This window comes from Pseudomonas sp. 2024-210, from assembly GCF_045062345.1.
GTDB lineage: Bacteria > Pseudomonadota > Gammaproteobacteria > Pseudomonadales > Pseudomonadaceae > Aquipseudomonas.
In genome coordinates this window covers 49,427-66,865 of sequence record NZ_JBJGEJ010000018.1, presented here as the reverse complement: position 1 = coordinate 66,865, position 17,439 = coordinate 49,427, and the positions used below count along the sequence as shown (strand labels likewise).

Genomic DNA, 17,439 nt, shown 5'->3' with positions numbered 1-17,439 from the left:
TTCACTCCTGTAAAAACACGACTTCGAACGGTTGCAACAAGCGCTCCAGCACTGGCGCGGGCAAAACAGCGTCCAACCCGGTGCTCGGGTCTTGTTCCAGTTGGCTGGTAAACGCGTGCGCCGCATAACGTTTGCGGGCGATGGCATAAGGGCTCAAGCACACCTTGCGCGCACGCTTCCAGGGCACGCGGGGATCGTCATCATGGGCCCAGTGCCACGCCCACACAGGCACTTCGTGCAAGGTCGCACCGACGGCTTCGGCAGCTCGACTGCTGGCACGTCCCACGGCATCGTGGTCGCTGTGGCCGTCTTCGCGCCAGGTGGCGAATACCACGTCGCCGTGTCGCAGGTTTCGCATGATGAATGCGCTCACCGCGGCCTCTTCGCTGGCGACCTGAGTGTCTTCGAACCCGCCGCGCACCCAGTTCAATCCGCTCAGGCCCAGACGCTTCAAAGCCTCTTCGGACTCCTGTGGGCGAACCTGACGCAAACGCTCCGGGGGCCATTCAGCAGACCCCGGATGACTGGCCGTGCCATCCGTGATGGAAATCAACAGCAACGAATGACCGGCTCCGTGCAGCAGTTGCAGCAAACCGCCGCAGCCCAGAATTTCATCATCGGGATGTGGGGCAATAATGACGGCGCGAGCGCCTTCTGGCACCAGACGGGCCGGGTCAATTTTCGGCATGTTCGCCAGACACCGGGCATTGCTCCAGTGATCAAGACCGGTGCCTGCGCCCACAATCAGGTTGGTGGTCATAATGGCCATGTCCTTTCGGGCAGCAGGGCCGCCTGTTCACCGAGCACTTGTAGATCGCGCTCGGCATGGCTTTGGCGTAGATAGACCGGCAGGTCGGCACTCATACGGGCAAAGTGAGGGTTTTTACAAAACGGCCCAGCTCCCAGCGCCCGACCGACGTGAGCGATGATCTGTTCAACGCAGGCTTCAACATGGGCGCGGGTTTGACGGGCCAATAATTGCGCGTCAGCCGTGGGCGCTTCATCCACTTGCCGGGCACACTCGGCGAACACGCAGGTAGCGCTGAACAAGGCGGCATTCACCGCACCCAAATGCGCCAACGCGTGGGGGTCGGCGCGCTGGCTACAGTGCTGTTGCAGGGTGTGGGCCAGCGCGCTGGCGGCGCCATGCCAGCACGCGGCGATGCCAATTGCACCTTGCCAGAAGCCGGGGCGCTGCAAATAGTCGCCGGGGCTGCCGATACAGGTCGCTGGCGCCTGCTCAAAGTGCACATCAAGACTGGCGGTAGCGCTCATGCCTACGGCTTCCCAGCCGTGGGCGGTGATGCTGATGTGCGGTTGGTTCATCTCAACGGCCACCAGTTGCACGGCACCCTGTTCATCCCATGCGGTGAGCAAGCCGTGGCTGACCACTGCCGCACCCGAGCACCACGACTTGCGACCACTGAGCACGACTTGCCCATTGACCCTGCGCACCTGCACACGGGCATTGGGCGGTTCTGCGGCCCATAACCCCCAGGTGCTGCCAACGGGCGGACGCGCTGCATGCAGTTCCTGCATGGTCGCCAGTGCGTCCGTATGGCCTTCATAGAGCTTGCACAAACCCAAGTCTTTGCCCGCTACGAACGCCAGCTGCTGCCAACGCTCCAGCGTGCGCCCGCTGCCCGGTAAGGGCAGGGTGTCCAGTCCGGCATCAGCCATTTCTTGCAAGCAATCACCCAGCGCCTGCGCAGTGGTCAGGGGCAGGGTGACAGTCTTGAAAAAACCGTGCAGATCCATGGTTATTCCTCGGCTGTGCGGATCAGCTCGAACAGCGCCATCGAACGCCCATTGAGGCTGTAAGTGCTGTTGAAAGCCAACGTTTCGCGGTTTTTGAAATCGGGTTCGTACGTGTCGAACTTACACGTCCAGCCTGAACCTTCAGGCACTTCAGGCAGGGTGAAGTCGACGGCGTCATGTTGTGAGTTGACCGTGATCAACAGCGTGTCATCGGCCCCTGCACGCTGCACGCCAGACACTTGGGCACGACCGTCGAGCAAGATTCCCAGGCAGCGGCCATTGGGGTCTTCCCACTGTTCAATGCTCATCTCGGTGCCTTCAGGGGCCAGCCAGGTCACGTCTTTGATGCCCAGTTCTTCGTTGTAATGACCCACCAGAAACAGGCCCCGACGCAATATGGGGTAGCTCATGCGCAGTTTGATCAGGCGTTTGACAAACTTGAGCAGTGACTTGCCGTCAGCGTCGAGTTCCCAGTTGATCCAGCCTATTTCGCTGTCCTGGCAGTACGCATTGTTGTTGCCGTTCTGGGTGCGCGCGAACTCGTCACCGGCCACGATCATCGGGGTGCCTTGGGCCAGTAACAGGGTAGCGAAGAAGTTGCGCATCTGGCGCAGGCGCAGGGCGTTGATGTCTTCGTCTTCGGTGGGGCCTTCGACGCCGTGGTTCCACGACAGGTTGTTATTGCTGCCGTCCTGATTGTTCTCGTCGTTGGCTTCGTTGTGCTTGTCGTTGTAAGACACCAAGTCGTGCAGGGTGAAGCCATCATGGGCGGTAATGAAGTTGACCGAGGCGTAGGGGCGCCGTCCGCGCTGGTTGAAGAGTTCACCCGAGGCGGTCATGCGCGCGGCGAAATCGGCCAATTGACCTTCGTCGCCTTTCCAGAAGGCGCGAACGGTGTCGCGAAAACGGTCGTTCCATTCAGCCCAGCCCGGTGGGAAGCCGCCCACCTGATAGCCGCCGGGGCCGCAGTCCCAAGGTTCGGCAATCATTTTCACCTGACGCAGCAACGGGTCCTGGCGGCAGGCCACAAGAAAGCTGTGGCGTTCGTCAAAACCGTCGTGGTAGCGCCCAAGAATGGTGGCCAGATCAAAGCGGAAACCGTCGACATGCATTTCCTGCGCCCAGTAGCGCAACGAGTCGGTGACCATTTGCAGCACACAGGGGTGGCTTAGATCCAGCGTGTTGCCGGTGCCGGAATCGTTGATGTAATAGCGATTGTCATCGGGCATCAGACGGTAATAAGAGGCGTTGTCGATCCCGCGCATGGACAGGGTCGGGCCTTGCTCATTGCCTTCGGCCGTGTGGTTGTAGACCACGTCCATGATGACTTCCAGCCCGGCTTCGTGCAGGTGCGCGACCATTTCCTTGAACTCGGCAATTTTGCCGCTGGCCAAGTAACGCGGGTCGGGTGCGAAGAACGCAATGCTGTTGTAGCCCCAGTAGTTGGTCATGCCTTTTTGCAGCAGGTGCTGGTCATTGACGAAGGCATGGATGGGCAGCAGTTCGACGCTGGTAACCCCTAGTTTGCGGATGTGTTCGATGACTTCGTCGACCATCAGGCCGGCAAAGGTGCCGCGTACGTTTTCCGGGACGGCAGGGTGCTGCATGGTGATGCCGCGCACGTGGGTTTCGTAAAAAATCGTGCGTTCCCAAGGCACCACCAGGCGATGGTCGTGGCCCCAGGTGTGGGCCGGGTCGATCACTTTGCACTTGGGTACGAAGGGCGCGCTGTCGCGTTCATCGAAGCTCAGGTCGGCGTCGGGGTGGCCGATGGTGTAGCCGAACAGGGCTTCTGACCATTTCAGTTCGCCGACCAGTTGTTTGGCGTACGGGTCGATCAGGAGTTTGTTGTGGTTGAAACGATGGCCGTTTTTGGGGTCATACGGGCCGTAGACGCGGTAGCCGTAGATTTGCCCCGGATGAGCGTCGGGCAAGTAGCCGTGGTAAGTCTCATCGGTGTATTCGGGCAGCTCGATACGTTCCAGTTCCACTTCGCCGGTGGAGTCGAACAGGCACAGCTCGACTTTGGTGGCATTGGCTGAGAACAACGCAAAATTAACACCGAGCCCGTCCCAGGTAGCACCAAGCGGGAAGGGCAGCCCTTCGCGAATGCGCGAGGGTTCAACGTCCGGTGTTGCAGAGGGTGCTGACTTGCGCTGAGACATAGTTGCTCCTGGAAAATCGGGTCGGGTCGCCAACGACGGGCAATAAGTGCCCGTCAGGCGTGATGGTCCTGTTCGAATTGACGCTTGAATGTTACCTGGCAGCGTTAAGGGGTGGCCGGCTTGCGCGGTGCCCGGGGTTTTTTCGCGGTCGCCTCTTTGGCGACAGGCTTGGCTGCGGCCTTGGCAGGCGCTTTGGACGCTTGTGGCTTGGCCTGGGCTGATGCCTCGGCCTGCGCCAGTTTGTGAGCCATCTCCCAATGCCGGGCTTCCTGCCCATGGGGTTGTCCTTCGGACTCCCAGATTTGGTAAGCAAACTCACGAATGCGTTTCTCGTTAGTACTCATCGCAAAGCTCCTGAACTCAAGTGTTGATCATGAGGGTGACGGGGAAGGTGTCCAGAGCATCGCTGACCCTTAGCGTCCTATTTGTAGTGACTGCGGGCGAGCCAAAAAATCCCTTAAATTTGAGATCTATTCCGTCGAACGGTAATTCGATGAAGGTTTCACCCCAAACGGGTGTTTTTTCAAGCATTGGCGTATGTTTTTGGGTGTGATTGGCGACCAGACGTGGAACAACGATGATTGCCACTTGCTCATTCCACTGACGGGCAAATGCCAACACCTGGTCGGCATGTTCCCCACGGATTACCAAGGGTATATACCGACCCCGGCTGAACAGCTGCGGGTGTCGGGCGCGCAGGTCAAGGGTGCGGGCAATCATGGCCTGCTTGATGGCGCCGCTGCGCCAGTCTGTGAGCAGCGCCTGCGGGCTGAGGTTGTCATCGAGCATTTGTTGAAGCTGGGCATAGTCCACCGGGCGTCGGTTGTCCGGGTCAACCAGACTCAGGTCCCAGCCTTCGCACCCTTGATAGATATCAGGGATGCCGGGGGTGGTGAGTTTCAGCAGGCATTGGGCCAGGCCATTAAGCGCACCGGCCGGGGCGATGCAGTCCGCGGCGTCATACAACTCTGTGCGCAAGCTCAGCCCTTCGGGTTGCAGCAACAGCCGTTCGATAAAGGCGTTGACCGCTTGTTCATAAGGCTCATTGGGGACCGCCCATTGGGTGTCGAGTTTACTTTCGCGCAGGGCCTTGAGTTGCCACTGCCAAATGCGGGCGTGGTAGCGCTCCAGACCCGGCCTGTCATCGGGATGCAAATCCAGTGGCCAGCTGCTAAGGATGATTTGAAACAGCAGCAACTCATCCGCGCGGTTCGGGCCTGGCGGTTCGGCCCGCAGTTGCTGCGCTAGCGGCAGCCAGCGGGCAATGCAGTGCGCATACCAGTCGCTGCGTTCACTGAGCACCGCCAAACGCGCGCGGCAGTCTTCACCGCGCTTGTGGTCATGGGTGGCAGTGGCCAGCAGGTTGTCAGGAAAACTCGCCAGACGTGTTTCGCAGGCCTGATGAAACGTCTCGACGGGTGCGCTGAAACGCTCGGCGCTGAAGCCAACGTCATTACGCGACAGCAATCGCCCGTAGCGATAGAAGGCGGTGTCTTCCACGGCCTTGGCTGCCGTGGGGGAGGTCAATTGCTGAAAGCGCACGCAGGCCTGCTTGAGCAAGGTGCGCGAGTGCCCCACCGGGCGGCTGCGCCAAGGGGCGCCGCCCAGCCACTGTTGCAGGTGGTCGAGCACCGGCCTGTCGGCTTCGCTCAAGCGTTCGCGTGCCCCTGCCAGTGCCTGCTCAAAAACTGCATCATCCGCCTCGCTGCGGCCGGCGGCGGTGATGTAGGTGCGGTACACCGGGAAGTGGATCACCAGCGCCTGCAAGGCTCGGCGAATGGCGCCCAAGGTCAGGTCACGGGTCATGATGTCGCTGCGCGCAACGGCTTGCAGCGCCAGCGCCACGCGTTCGAAGTCGCCCGCCAGCGCACCGTTGAGGATCTGTTTGCGTGCCAGCAAGGCTTCGGCGTTGAAGTCGGCAGGCCGGTGGCTGTGGGCGGCCCATAGCAAGGCCAGTGCTTGCTCACCCTCGGGCTGGTGTTGCAGCAGTGAGACCTGATTCATGAACTCGTAGCCGGTGGTGCCATCCACGCCCCAGTCAGCGGGCAGCTGTTCGTTGCCCGCGAGGATTTTTTCGACATAGATTGGCACGTGCCGATCCGGGCTGAGGCCGTCGATCCGGCGCCTGAGTTTGCGGCAATAACCGCCGGGGTCGGCGAGCCCATCGATGTGATCGACCCGTACCCCGTCAACCAGACCTTCAGCGATCAGTTCGAACAGTTTGCCGTGAGTGGCTTCAAACACCGTGGCCCGCTCCACGCGCAGACCGGCCAGTTCGTTGACATCAAAAAAGCGCCGCCAGTTAATGTCGTCCGACGCTGTGCGCCAACTGGCCAATCGCCAGGATTGTTTTTCGAGCAGTTGATGCAGGCGCGCAAAGCCCTCGGTGCTGCGTGAATCGTAGCGCAGCAGCTGCTGCTCGATGGCGGCGAGCGTGGTGGGCGAACGACTCAACTCTGCCAGTTGGCGGTGCAATGCCGGCGCTTGATCGCGGGGATTGCCAAACTGGGTCAGAGCAGAAAATCCTTGGGCCACGGACTGAAGTTCGGGCAGGCCACTGGCGCTCAGAAGTGCTGGGTAATCCAGCGGGCAAATCGGAAAATGATGCGGGCCGTGCTCGGCGTGAAACGTCCCCTGCTGAGCATTGAAACGCAGAGTAATGCCGCCTGATTGCAGTGTGGGGCCGTAGTCGTCGCCCAGAAACGGCAGCAATAACACCCCTTGCAGTAGCGGGTCGGCAGAGTGCCATTGAATGTCGAAAAACTCTGCATACGGGCTGGCCCGTCCCCAGGCCAGCAGGTCGAGCCACCACAGGTTATCGGCGCCGCCCACGGCCATATGGTTGGAGACGATATCGAGCAGCAACCCCATGTTGTGTGCGCGCAGTTCGGCCACCAGCCGGCGCAGGGCGTCTTCCCCTCCCAGCGCCGGGCTGACGCGGGTGGGGTCGACCACATCGTAGCCATGCATGGAGCCTTCGCGGGCGGTCAGCAAGGGTGATGCATAGAGGTGGCTGATGCCCAGACGGGCAAAGTAGGGCACCTGTTTGCGAGCGTCATCCAAGGTAAAACCGGCATGAAATTGCAGGCGCATCGTGGCGCGCCAGTCCACGGCCACGGGGCGGTTCATTGATCGCGCTCCTGTGCTTGCAGGCGTGCGCAGGCCAGTAATTCCAGACGACGCGCAGCCTCTGCCGAGTCGAGCAAGTCTTGCGCGTCGCCGGGCAGGCGGCGCTGCCAGTTCGGATGGGTACTGACGGTGCCCGGCAGGTTGGGCTGTTCCTCGAGGCCCAATGCATCCTCGATGGGCAGCAGCACCAGAGGGGCGCGCGTGTGCCCGAGGAAACGGGCGCTGGCATCGAGTATTTTATCTGCGCTGCCGGATTCGTTCTGAAAGTTTTGCGGGTCCTCACTCAGGGCTTGATGCAAGCCGTCGCGCTCATGTTGACGGTGTTCGCGCCAATGCGTCGCGGTGGGCTCATCGACCATGCCCAGTCGGACATTCCAGTCGATGTCGCGCCCCAGCCACCAGCCGTTGAGCGTCGGTAGGTCATGGGTGCTGGTGGTGGCCAGCGCGTTGTCGGGCCAATCGAGGATGGGCCTGAAGCGCGCGCCGTAATCCTGTTCGAAGAGCAGCACGCGCATGCCGAGGATGGCGCGCTCGCTGAGCTTTTCACGCAGGCCGTCGGCCACCGTGCCCAGGTCTTCGCCCAGCACAATGACGCGACTGCGCACAGACTCCAGGGCCAGCAGGCGCAGCATGTCTTCAACCGGGTAATACAGGTAAGCGCCTTCATGGGGTTGAGCCCCCAAGGGAATTACCCACAGCCGTTGCAGGCCCATCACGTGGTCGATGCGCAGCCCTCCTGCGTAGGCCATATTGGCGCGCAGCATCTCGATAAAGGCGCGAAAGCCGTTGCGTTTGAGGCCATCCGGGGAAAATGCCGAAATTCCCCAGCCTTGCCCCTGGCGATTGAGCAGGTCAGGAGGGGCGCCTACGGTCAGTTGGGCGAGCAGTTCATCTTGACGGCACCAGGCCTGGCTGCCACCACCATCAGCGCCCACAGCGAGGTCGGCGATCAGGCCAATGGGCATGCCGCTGGCGCGGGCCGCTTTGTGGGTGTGCGCCAGGCAGCGGGCAATCAGCCATTGGCAAAAGGCGAAAAACCCAATGCTGTGCGCGTGCTCTTCGGCAAATACCAACAAAGCGGGGCTATTGGGGTCGCGCCATTGTTCGGGCCACTGGCGCCAGTCCAAGCCTTGATGCTCGGCTACGTGCTGAGCTTGCAGGGCTTCAAAGCGGCAGTGGTTTTCGAGGGCCTCGCCCCCGTTGTCGCGAAACTGATTGAAGTCTTCGCGCAACGGTTGTTCGCCCAGCAGAAAATCTTCGTAGAGCTGATGCAGCAGGGTGTTTTTGGCCGCGGTGGCGGCAGGCCAGTCGACCAAGGGTAATTGCTCAAGCCTGCGCAGTTCGTCGGTCAGGCCGGTGGCTTCAATGGCTCGCTGCACAGCGACTTCACCCAGCACCATAGCGGGGGCGGCGTACAGGCTGTTGAAAAACAAACGGCTGGACGGCGAATACGGGCTGTAACGGTAGGGGTCGCAACTGAACATGGCATGCATGGGGCTGATGGCCACTGCATCGGCGCCGCGTTCACCGGCCGCTTTAGCAAACTGTTCAAGCGCTTGGGTATCGCCCAGGCCGCCGTCGCCTTCGCGCCTCAAGGCATACAATTGCACGCTCAAGCCCCAAGCCCGTGGCGTCGGGGTGTTGAGGGCGTCGGCCATGCTGTAGCAGCGGGGCGGGGCGACGGCCAGCGTGAAGTGCTGATCATCCACTTGCGCGCGGTGATAGCCCATGGGGATCATGCCGGGCAGATAGGCATCGGCGTCCAGTTGAATATCCAGTGCCCCCCCCGTTTCCAGGTGCACCACGCAGTGACTGTGGGGGGGGAAGTAGCGGGACAGATCCAGACCTTTGCCTTCATCGGCGGTCAGCAAGGGCGGCAGGCGTTTGTTTTGCTGTTCAAGCTGTAAATTCAACAGGCTGGTTTCAATCGCTGCATTGCTGTCGGCGGGCAAGCCCAGGCCGGCCAGTACGGCTTGCAGCACGTGAGGCTCGACGCGTTGCGGACGGCCGTTGGCATCGACCCAGTCCACGGCCAGACCTGCGCGGCCGGCGAGTATTTCAAGTTGTGATTCACTCATGGGCACTTTCCAGGGACGTGGGGTGATAAGGGCTGGGAACCAGAGAAACCAGCGCGCTGTAAGGCGCTAACAGGCCATGTTCGCTCAGGTGCGTGACCAACTGTGGCGGGGTTTCAAACACCATTTCGCCTTGGGTCGGGGCGTTATAGGGCACCGGTTGATCGCTCAGGTTGAGGGCGATATGCAACACGCTGTGATCGCCCATGCGCCAGCGGGCCGCGACAGCGCCAGTCGCCAGCACCCGAGCGCCCAATGCCTGAGCACCGTCCAAACGGGGAATGATGGCGTGATGGCGAATGCGCAGCAGCTGTTGATACAGGGCAAGCATGCTTTGACGTGCTTCGTCATCGCTGTTTGGCAAAGAGGGGCGGGCCTGCTCAAAGGTTGAGCGAAGATTGGGATCAGGGATCAGTGGGGCATGCTCACCTGAAGAAAAATGAGTGAAGGCGGAAAACTCCCTGCGTCGCCCCTCGCAGACGGCCTCTGCCAGCTCGCCGGTGTAGTCGGTAAAAAAGGTGAACGGTTCGGGCGCGGCACTTTCGTCGCCCATAAACATTAACGGAATCATGGGCGACAACAGCAACAGCGCCGTGGCTGCGCGCAACGCTTGAGGCGGGCATAGTTGGTGCAAGCGTTCGCCAAAGGCGCGATTGCCGACCTGATCATGGTTTTGCAAAAACAGCACGAAGGCGCTGGGGGGTAACTGACCGCTGGGTTCACCACGGGCGTGACCGTGACGGTCAGTTTCGCCCTGGAAAACAAAGCCCTGACTCAAGCAGCGCGCCAGTTGCTGGCTGGTGTGACGGGCAAACTCGGCGTAGTAGGCGTCGGTTTCCCCGGTCAGCAACACGTGAAGGACGTTATGGCCGTCGTCATTCCACTGTGCGTTGAAGTCTTTTTCCAGCAAAAAGGCCTGATTGAACTCATTTTCAAGTGTCAACCACACATGCCGGCCCGGATCGACGCTTTGGTGCACGCGATGCGCCAGTTCCTGCATGAATCCGGGATGGTTAATGGCGTGCACCGCATCCAGCCGTAGCCCGTCGATACGGTAGTCGAGCAGCCACATCAAGGCATTTTCAATAAAGAAATTGCGGACTTCACGGCGCTCGAAATTGATCCCGGCCCCCCACGGCGTGTGGTGCTGTTGATTGAGAAACGCTTTGGCATAGGTCGGCAAGTAATTTCCCTGCGGGCCAAAGTGGTTGTAGACCACATCGACTATCACCATCAGGCCCAGGCCATGCGCCTCATCGATCAGCGCTTTAAGGGCGGCGGGCGACCCATACGTGTCATGGGGCGCATACGGCAGCGCGCTGTCATAACCCCAGTTGCGCTCACCGCTGAATTGCGCCAATGGCATCAGCTCAATGGCTGTCACGCCCAATTGCGCCAGGCGCGGTAGCTCTTTGGCAACCTCGGCATAACCGCCAAGGACACCGACATGCAGTTCATAAATGATGGCTTCATGCCAAGGCCGGCCTTTCCAGTCACGGTGGCGCCAAATGAAATCTTGCGGGTCTATGACCACGCTGTAACCGTCGATCCCGCCATCCTGGGCCCGAGAAGCCGGGTCAGGCACTTGGGTTTGACCATTGATGCAGTAGCGATAACGAGTGCCTTTGGGGCACTCGACCTCACCCACAAACCAGCCATCAGGCTCAGGGGAGAGGGCCACTGATTGCCCGTCTTGCAAGGTCACGCTGACGCTGTGTGCGTCAGGTGCCCACAAAGCAAAGCGGGTGTGGTGTGCATCCAGAACGTGGGCGCCGTGGGGCCATGTAGCCAATGTCTGTGAAGGCATCGATAAAGGCCTCTTTAGGGCGTCAGGTGTGTGTAACTCTGCTCAATGATTGGGCCACCAGTTGCTCATACAGTTCGGCGTACGGTTCCACGGCCTGGCACCAGTTAAAGGGTGCAGACATGGCGCGGCAACGCATGGCGTTGAGCAGTTCGGGATAAGCAAACACTTTAAAAGCCCGACGCAGGGCGCCTTCATAGCTGTGAACGGTGGACTCATTAAACAGAAAGCCCGTCACGCCATCTTCAATGGTGTCTGCCAGACCGCCGGTGTTGCGCGCCACCGGCAGGGAGCCGAAGCGTTGCGCGTACATCTGGCTCAAGCCGCAGGGTTCATAACGTGAAGGCATCAACAAAAAGTCACTGCCGGCGAAGATGCGCCGGGCGTCGGTTTCGTTGAAACCGATATTCACCCCCACTTGTCCGGGATGGCGCAGGGCAAGCTCACGCATGGCCTGTTCTTCCTCAGGCTCGCCTCGGCCGATGATGCACATCTGCCCGCCGGAGGCCACGATGAACGCCGCAACCGCTTCCGTCAGGTCCAGACCTTTCTGATACACCAATCGGGAGACCACCGCGAACAATGGCCCTTTGCAGGGTTTTAAGCCAAACAGCTCGCGTACATGGTCGGTATTGCGGGCTTTACCTTCCCAGTCGCCGATGCTGAAGGGCGCTACCAAATGCGGATCGGTGGAAGCCTCCCAGCTTTCATCAATCCCGTTGGGAATGCCGCTGAGCAAGCCTTGCTGGGTTTTGCTGGAGAGAAAACCGTCCAGCCCACAGCCGAATTCCGGGGTGGTGATTTCTTGCGCGTAGGTGGCACTCACGGTGGTGATATGGCTGGAATAGGCCATGCCCGCTTTGAGGTAGGACAGTTTGCCGTAAAACTCCATGCCGTCCTGTTGCAGGGCATGGTGCGGGATGCCCAATTCCGGGCAGCTGGCGCGGCTGAATACGCCTTGGTAGGCGAGGTTATGGATCGTAAACAAGGTCGGCGTGCGCTGACCGCGCCAATGCATATAGGCCGGTGTCAGGCCCGCTGGCCAGTCGTGAGCGTGCACCAGATCAGGCTGCCAGTGAATCTGCGCGAGATTGGCGGCGATGTCCGCCGCTGCCAGCCCCAGACGGGCAAAGCGGATGTGGTTATCCGGCCAGTCACGGCCGTTGTTGGCACCGTAAGGGCTGCCATCGCGCTCATAAAGCTCCGGGCAAATGAGCACATAAATAACCAGGCCATCTTTCATGTCCATGCGCCCGATTTTGCAGGCAGGCAAGGCGGCGTGGCCCCCCAGCTCGCCGATGATGTGAATCGGGTTATCGCTGTGCAGCACCTGGGTGTAGCCGGGAATCAGTACGCGCACGTCATGCAGGTGACGCATCGCCCTGGGCAAGGCGGCTGAAACATCGCCCAAGCCTCCGGTCTTGACCAGATCGGCCAATTCAGAGGTCACAAACAAGACTTTCTTTTTATTGGGGTTGGCGCTCCCTGCCGGTAGCACAGCCTTGCTGGCAGGAGCGAGCTCGGACAACGAAATTCGGTCCACGGCAGGTATACCCAGCCGCTCATCTTGATTGGGCGCAGCAGCACTGATCATGACTCTCTCCCTTTATAGTTGTTGGCTAACGCTTTCCTTCCGGCAGCCAATCACCCTTTTCCATTTGGGTGGTGCACACCATCGAATGACGTGAATGACCGATGGCATGAACGACTGTCGTAAACAGGTAGTAGCAAGGATTGCACCAAGCAGGGTGCCCTCCTATTCACTTGACCTGCCTGTGAGGCAGAAGGTTCGTTTTTTTAACCACGAAAACAAAACGCCGAAGTACTACAGACTGGAGTGTAGGAGTGATGTTTGATTCTTGTAGGACAAAAATATGAATCATGAAGATGCCCGGTGTAAATGGGCAAGAAACGTGCACGACGGACGGGCGGGGCGGACGCGCTACTCAAGGGTGTAAAACCACTAAATGCACCGTTGCAGTGCATTTAGTGTTTGCGGTGTTTAATTGCCTGCGTATTCGGCGATGACTTCTTCGCGACCATCATTACGCAAGCCAATCACTTGATAGGCATCCTTGTGATCGCCCATTTCCATCCCCGGTGAGCCCATCGGCATACCGGGTACGGCGACGCCCTTGAGGTCATCACGTTGAGTCAGCGCAATCACTTGATCGGCGGGTACGTGCCCTTCAACGAACTTGCCGTTGATGATCCCGGTGTGACAAGAAGCCAGACGGGGTTCGACCCCGGCCTGTTGTTTGAAGCTGCTCATGTCGGCTTCTACATGGTCATTGACCTTGAAGCCATTGGCTTGCAGGTGAGTAATCCAGGATTTACAGCATCCGCAGTTGGCATCGCGGTGTACGTCGATGGTGAGTGACTCGGCGGCTTGAGCCATTGAAGTCAGCAACAAGGCCGAAAGAGCCACAAGACGCAGTGGGGTTTTCATGGGTTTCCTCTTAACGTAAATATAAATTTTGCACCTCGCGGCCTGTCAGGTAACTGAGGGCAAGATGACAGAACTGTCAGGTGGGGACAGTTTTACGTTAAGCAAGTCGGCGAAACATAAGGTATTGCTTTTTTGCGGCTGACCGGGCGCGATAAGCGGGTATCCGGGGCGTGGCGCTGAAGCCCTTGCGGGTCAGCGTCACTGCTCAAGCGTGCCTGCGAGTTATCTGGCTTCGCGCGGCATGCCCAAGGCGCGCTCGGCAATAATGTTGCGCTGTATTTCACTGCTGCCGCCATAAATGGTGTCAGCACGGGTGAACAAAAACAGGGCTTGCAGGCGCGTCAGTTGGTAAGGGCCTGCCTCGAGCAACTCAGCTTCAGGCCCCAGCACGTCCATGGCCAGTTTGCCCAATTCCAGGTGCCAGCTGGACCACGCCAATTTGTAGATGGTCGCCTCGGGCCGCAGGCTGCCGTCCTGCACCCCCGACAGCATGCGCAGCGAGTTATAGCGCAACACCCGCAAGCCGCTCCAGGCGCGGGCGATGCGTTGGCGCAGCATCGGGTCTAGGGCGGCACCGTTGTTCTTGGCAATGCGCACCACTTCATCCAGTTCATTTTGAAACTGCATCTGCTGGCCCAGCGTTGATACGCCACGTTCAAACCCCAGCAAGGCCATGGCGATTTTCCAGCCGTCACCGGGCTGTCCAATCAGGTTGTCTGCTGAGGTGTGCGCTTGATCAAAAAACACTTCATTGAATTCGCTGGTGCCGGTCATCTGGCGAATGGGCTGCACCCGAATGCCGGGTTGAGCCATCGGCACCAGAAAAAACGACAAGCCGCGATGCCCCACGCTCCCGGCTTCAGTACGGGCCAGCACAAAGCACCAGTCAGACTCATGAGCCAGTGACGTCCAGACCTTTTGGCCGCTAATCAGCCATTGGCCGCTGCCCGTATCGAGGCTGGCGCGGGTTTTGATATTGGCTAAATCAGACCCGGCACCGGGCTCGGAGTAGCCCTGACACCAAAAATGCTGACCAGCCAGAATCGGCGGCAAAAAGCGCTGCTGTTGTTCAGGGGTACCGAAGGCGGCGATCGTCGGGCCGACCAACCCTTCACCAATGTGGCCCATGCGACCGGGGCCACCGGCGCGGGCGTATTCTTCATAAAAGATCACTTGCTGGTTGATGCTCAAACCCCGACCGCCGTGCTCGATGCTCCAGCCGGCACCGATCCAGCCGCCACTGGCCACGACCTGTTCCCACGCTTTGCGCTGCTCAGGCGCGAAGTCCTCATCGCCCGGCCCGCCGCGAAAACGCAGGGCCTCGAATTCGCCGCGCAAGTGCTGCTGCATCCACGCGGCCACTTGCTGGCGAAACTGTTCATCTGCTGCGCTAAAACCGGTATTCATGCGCATTCTCCAAAAATCAGTTTGGCCAGTTGCTCGCGGTGAAAGTCCGGACTGCCCAACAGCTGTTCACTGGCGCGGGCACGTTTGAAATACAGGTGCGGGTCGTATTCCCAGGTAAAGCCGACGCCGCCGTGTAACTGGATCGACTCAGCCGCACACTGGTAAAAGCCTTCGCTGGCGTGGATTTTGGCTGCGCTGGCGGCCTCGGCCAGTTCCCGTCGGGCGATGGGGTCGCCATCGACTTTCACGCATTCATCGGCAATGCAGGCGGCGTAGTAACTGGCTGAGCGTGCGCATTCAACTGCGAGCATCAGGTCGGCGCAACGGTGTTTGACGGCCTGAAAACTGGCAATGCTGCGGCCAAATTGCTCGCGGCCTTTTATGTATTCCAGGGTCAGGTCCAGTGACTGCTGAGCGCCTCCGGTTTGCTCGGCGGCCAGTCCGATGGCGGCAATATGCAAAACATTGCGCAACAGGGGCCAGCCTTGTCCGGGTTCGCTGAGTAAATGTTCATCGGACAGGGCAACGTCTTTAAGGGTGATGGTCGCCAGGCTGCGGGTTTGATCAAGGGTCGGTTGTCGCTGGCGGCTAATGCCTGGCGTGTCGGCAGGCACTGCGAACAGACGTATACCGGCTTCTCCGACACTGCCCGGTGTGCGTGCGGCAATGATCAGCAGGCCACAGTCAGCGCCATCGATGACGTACAGGTAGTGACCATTGAGGCGATAACCGCCGCCGTGGCTCTGCGCGTAAACTTGCACGCCGCCGTCATCCCAGCGCGAGGAACTGGTGTAAGCCAGACTGGCGCTGAGTTCGCCCGCTGCAATCAGTGGCAACCAGCGCTCCTTGAGCGCCTGATTCTGGCTCAGCAGCAGAGCAGGCGTGGCCAGGCAACAGGTCGCGAAGAAAGGCGAGGGCAGCAGGCGACGGCCGAGTTGCTCCTGCAACAGGCTGACTTCGACAAAGCCCAGGCCCAGCCCGCCATAGGTCTCAGGAATGGCCAGCGCCGGCCAGTACAGCTCGCGAGCAATGCGCCCCCATGTGTCAGCGTCATGCCCGCGCTCGCTGGCCATTGCCGTGCGCACCGCCGTGCTGTCGGCCACCTGAGCCAAAAAGCGTTCGGCAGACTGCACAATCATGCGTTGCTCGTCAGTCAGGGCTAACTCCATACGGTGGCTCTCATCAATGAATACGGATTAGGGTCTGTACGAAATGTATCTGCGCTCGGTTGTGCGGCGTTGAAAACAAGCTCGTGCGCGACCCCGGCCGTTGCTCGCCTGTTTTTGCCGTGCCTAACCTTCGCTCGAAAACAGGTTGTACAGACCCTGAGGCGCAAGCATGGAAGTGGCGCAGGGGGTTGAAAACCTTTGGGTGGACTAGTCCATTTGGCCGTGAACGTCAGATCGGCGGGGCATCGAAAATGATTTGCACGCTGCCGTAATACTGTCCCGGCACAAAGCCAGTCGCTGGTTTCACGGCTTCGATCAGCAATTGCACCCGTTTACCGGGAAAAGAATCGCTTGCCACGACAACGGGCGTATCGGACAGGTTGAGCGGCTGACGGTTGAACGTGACATCCAGGGCGATCAGATCCCGACCGTTGGACAGGACGGGCTCGTAACCCAGGCGGGCGGTCACCGTCCCGCGCGTACTGACCACATCAAACTCCGTGCGTATTGGCCTCAGGCTCTCGGTCATCACGTCCCAGCTCATCAGTTGTTCCTGTTCTAAAAAACGTGGGTCGACGGGTATCACAAATAGCCAATAGGTCGGGACGTCCACCGACACTTCAAAGGTCTGTTCTTCGCGCGCGGCGAATACCCCGGGCGCCCATGGGATCAGCATCAGTACACCGATCAGCAATGAAGCCTTGCAGCTGAAAGTACGCATCAGCTTTTGATCTCAATGGGTTGTGTTGCACTGCCTTCGACCAGATTGAAGCGGTATAAACGACCGGGTTGTTTGTCAAAGCCATGGGTGCGGCCTGGCAAGATATGGTTTTTGGTGGTAGGTCGGCACTCGAGGGGGGCATCGCTGGCGCAGTCTTTGAACTCGTCCATGACAATCACGGTGTTTCCGGTATTGCGAAGGCTGTAGCGTGTGTCGGTGTTTTCAATACGGGTGCCGAATTGGGTGTCTTCAGGGCGAACAAAGAATACGGTGCCATAACCGGCGAGCACGCTGATGCCGGCTGTCAGGGTTTTTTTGTAGGTTTGACTGTCTTCGTCGGTTTGCCCGAATTCGTCCTCCTTTTCGGGTACGACAGGCACAAATCTGACGCGGAAATAACGCTCTGAGTCGCGAGTGCCCATAAACAGCATGCGCGTAGCCTGTGTGCCATTGGCCGGAATGATCAGGCGCGATGGACTGGCCATCAACCCGTTGCGGGTCGAGGTTGATGGTTGCGTTTCAAGCGCCACTTCTTCAAAACTGCCATCGGCTTTCAATAGCATTTCCTTGACTTGAATGCGCACAAACGCCGTGCTGGTGCCACCGTTGAAGACTCTTTTTAAATAGGTACTTTTATCACCGTCCAAATAGTCATAGACCAACCCGACATGAATGTTCGGGCCAGCAAGTGCACTGCATGATGCAAGCCATAGGGCAATGACCGTGTACATAGTTTTCATGAGTAACCTCGTGATTAAAGTC

Annotated in this window: 13 protein-coding genes; all 13 read right to left on the bottom strand. The window is 59.5% G+C overall.

What is annotated here, in order from left to right; all coding sequences use genetic code 11:
* Position 1 precedes the first annotated feature (1 nt).
* The 13 genes from ACI7MX_RS20015 to ACI7MX_RS19955 all read right to left on the bottom strand — a co-directional run bounded on the left by ACI7MX_RS20015 (position 2) and on the right by ACI7MX_RS19955 (position 17,417).
* Entirely contained in the window at positions 2-760 is a 759-nt protein-coding gene (locus ACI7MX_RS20015) for a PIG-L deacetylase family protein (protein ID WP_405590896.1), read from the bottom strand.
* Positions 757-1,758 (bottom strand): acyl-CoA dehydrogenase, encoded by a 1,002-nt coding sequence (locus ACI7MX_RS20010; protein WP_405590899.1) that lies wholly within the window; start codon positions 1,756-1,758, stop codon positions 757-759. Before ACI7MX_RS20010 ends, ACI7MX_RS20015 begins: the two co-directional genes overlap by 4 nt.
* 2 nt (positions 1,759-1,760) lie before the next feature.
* Positions 1,761-3,923 (bottom strand): glycogen debranching protein GlgX, encoded by a 2,163-nt coding sequence (gene glgX / locus ACI7MX_RS20005; protein WP_314483318.1) that lies wholly within the window; start codon positions 3,921-3,923, stop codon positions 1,761-1,763.
* A 104-nt stretch (positions 3,924-4,027) separates the two neighbouring features.
* The gene (locus ACI7MX_RS20000; RefSeq protein WP_314483320.1) at positions 4,028-4,267 is read right to left on the bottom strand and encodes a DUF2934 domain-containing protein; all 240 of its coding nucleotides are present in this window, start codon (positions 4,265-4,267) and stop codon (positions 4,028-4,030) included.
* A gap of 16 nt (positions 4,268-4,283) precedes the next feature.
* Positions 4,284-7,052 carry a malto-oligosyltrehalose synthase gene (locus ACI7MX_RS19995; protein ID WP_405590903.1) on the bottom strand — a complete coding sequence of 923 codons (2,769 nt, stop codon included), beginning with the start codon at positions 7,050-7,052 and terminating at the stop codon, positions 4,284-4,286.
* On the bottom strand, positions 7,049-9,130 hold the full coding sequence (gene malQ / locus ACI7MX_RS19990) for a 4-alpha-glucanotransferase (protein WP_314483324.1): 2,082 nt from the start codon (positions 9,128-9,130) through the stop codon (positions 7,049-7,051). The genes ACI7MX_RS19995 and malQ overlap by 4 nt, the downstream gene beginning before the upstream one ends.
* Positions 9,123-10,934 carry a malto-oligosyltrehalose trehalohydrolase gene (gene treZ / locus ACI7MX_RS19985; RefSeq protein WP_405590907.1) on the bottom strand — a complete coding sequence of 604 codons (1,812 nt, stop codon included), beginning with the start codon at positions 10,932-10,934 and terminating at the stop codon, positions 9,123-9,125. The genes malQ and treZ overlap by 8 nt, the downstream gene beginning before the upstream one ends.
* Positions 10,935-10,956: 22 nt before the next feature.
* Positions 10,957-12,525, bottom strand: a complete 1,569-nt coding sequence (gene glgA / locus ACI7MX_RS19980; RefSeq protein WP_314483328.1) for a glycogen synthase GlgA — start codon at positions 12,523-12,525, stop codon at positions 10,957-10,959.
* Positions 12,526-12,933: 408 nt separating this feature from the next.
* Complete coding sequence (locus ACI7MX_RS19975) at positions 12,934-13,380, bottom strand: DUF411 domain-containing protein (protein ID WP_405590910.1); 447 nt, start codon at positions 13,378-13,380, stop codon at positions 12,934-12,936.
* Between the two features lie 222 nt (positions 13,381-13,602).
* The gene (locus tag ACI7MX_RS19970) at positions 13,603-14,787 is read right to left on the bottom strand and encodes an acyl-CoA dehydrogenase family protein (protein ID WP_314483332.1); all 1,185 of its coding nucleotides are present in this window, start codon (positions 14,785-14,787) and stop codon (positions 13,603-13,605) included.
* Positions 14,784-15,956 (bottom strand): acyl-CoA dehydrogenase family protein, encoded by a 1,173-nt coding sequence (locus ACI7MX_RS19965; protein WP_405590914.1) that lies wholly within the window; start codon positions 15,954-15,956, stop codon positions 14,784-14,786. Before ACI7MX_RS19965 ends, ACI7MX_RS19970 begins: the two co-directional genes overlap by 4 nt.
* A 229-nt stretch (positions 15,957-16,185) precedes the next feature.
* Positions 16,186-16,677 (bottom strand): CS1 type fimbrial major subunit, encoded by a 492-nt coding sequence (locus ACI7MX_RS19960; RefSeq protein ID WP_314483336.1) that lies wholly within the window; start codon positions 16,675-16,677, stop codon positions 16,186-16,188.
* Positions 16,677-17,417: a molecular chaperone gene (locus ACI7MX_RS19955; RefSeq protein ID WP_314483339.1), complete on the bottom strand. Its 741-nt coding sequence runs from the start codon at positions 17,415-17,417 to the stop codon at positions 16,677-16,679. The genes ACI7MX_RS19960 and ACI7MX_RS19955 overlap by 1 nt, the downstream gene beginning before the upstream one ends.
* Positions 17,418-17,439: the final 22 nt, after the last annotated feature.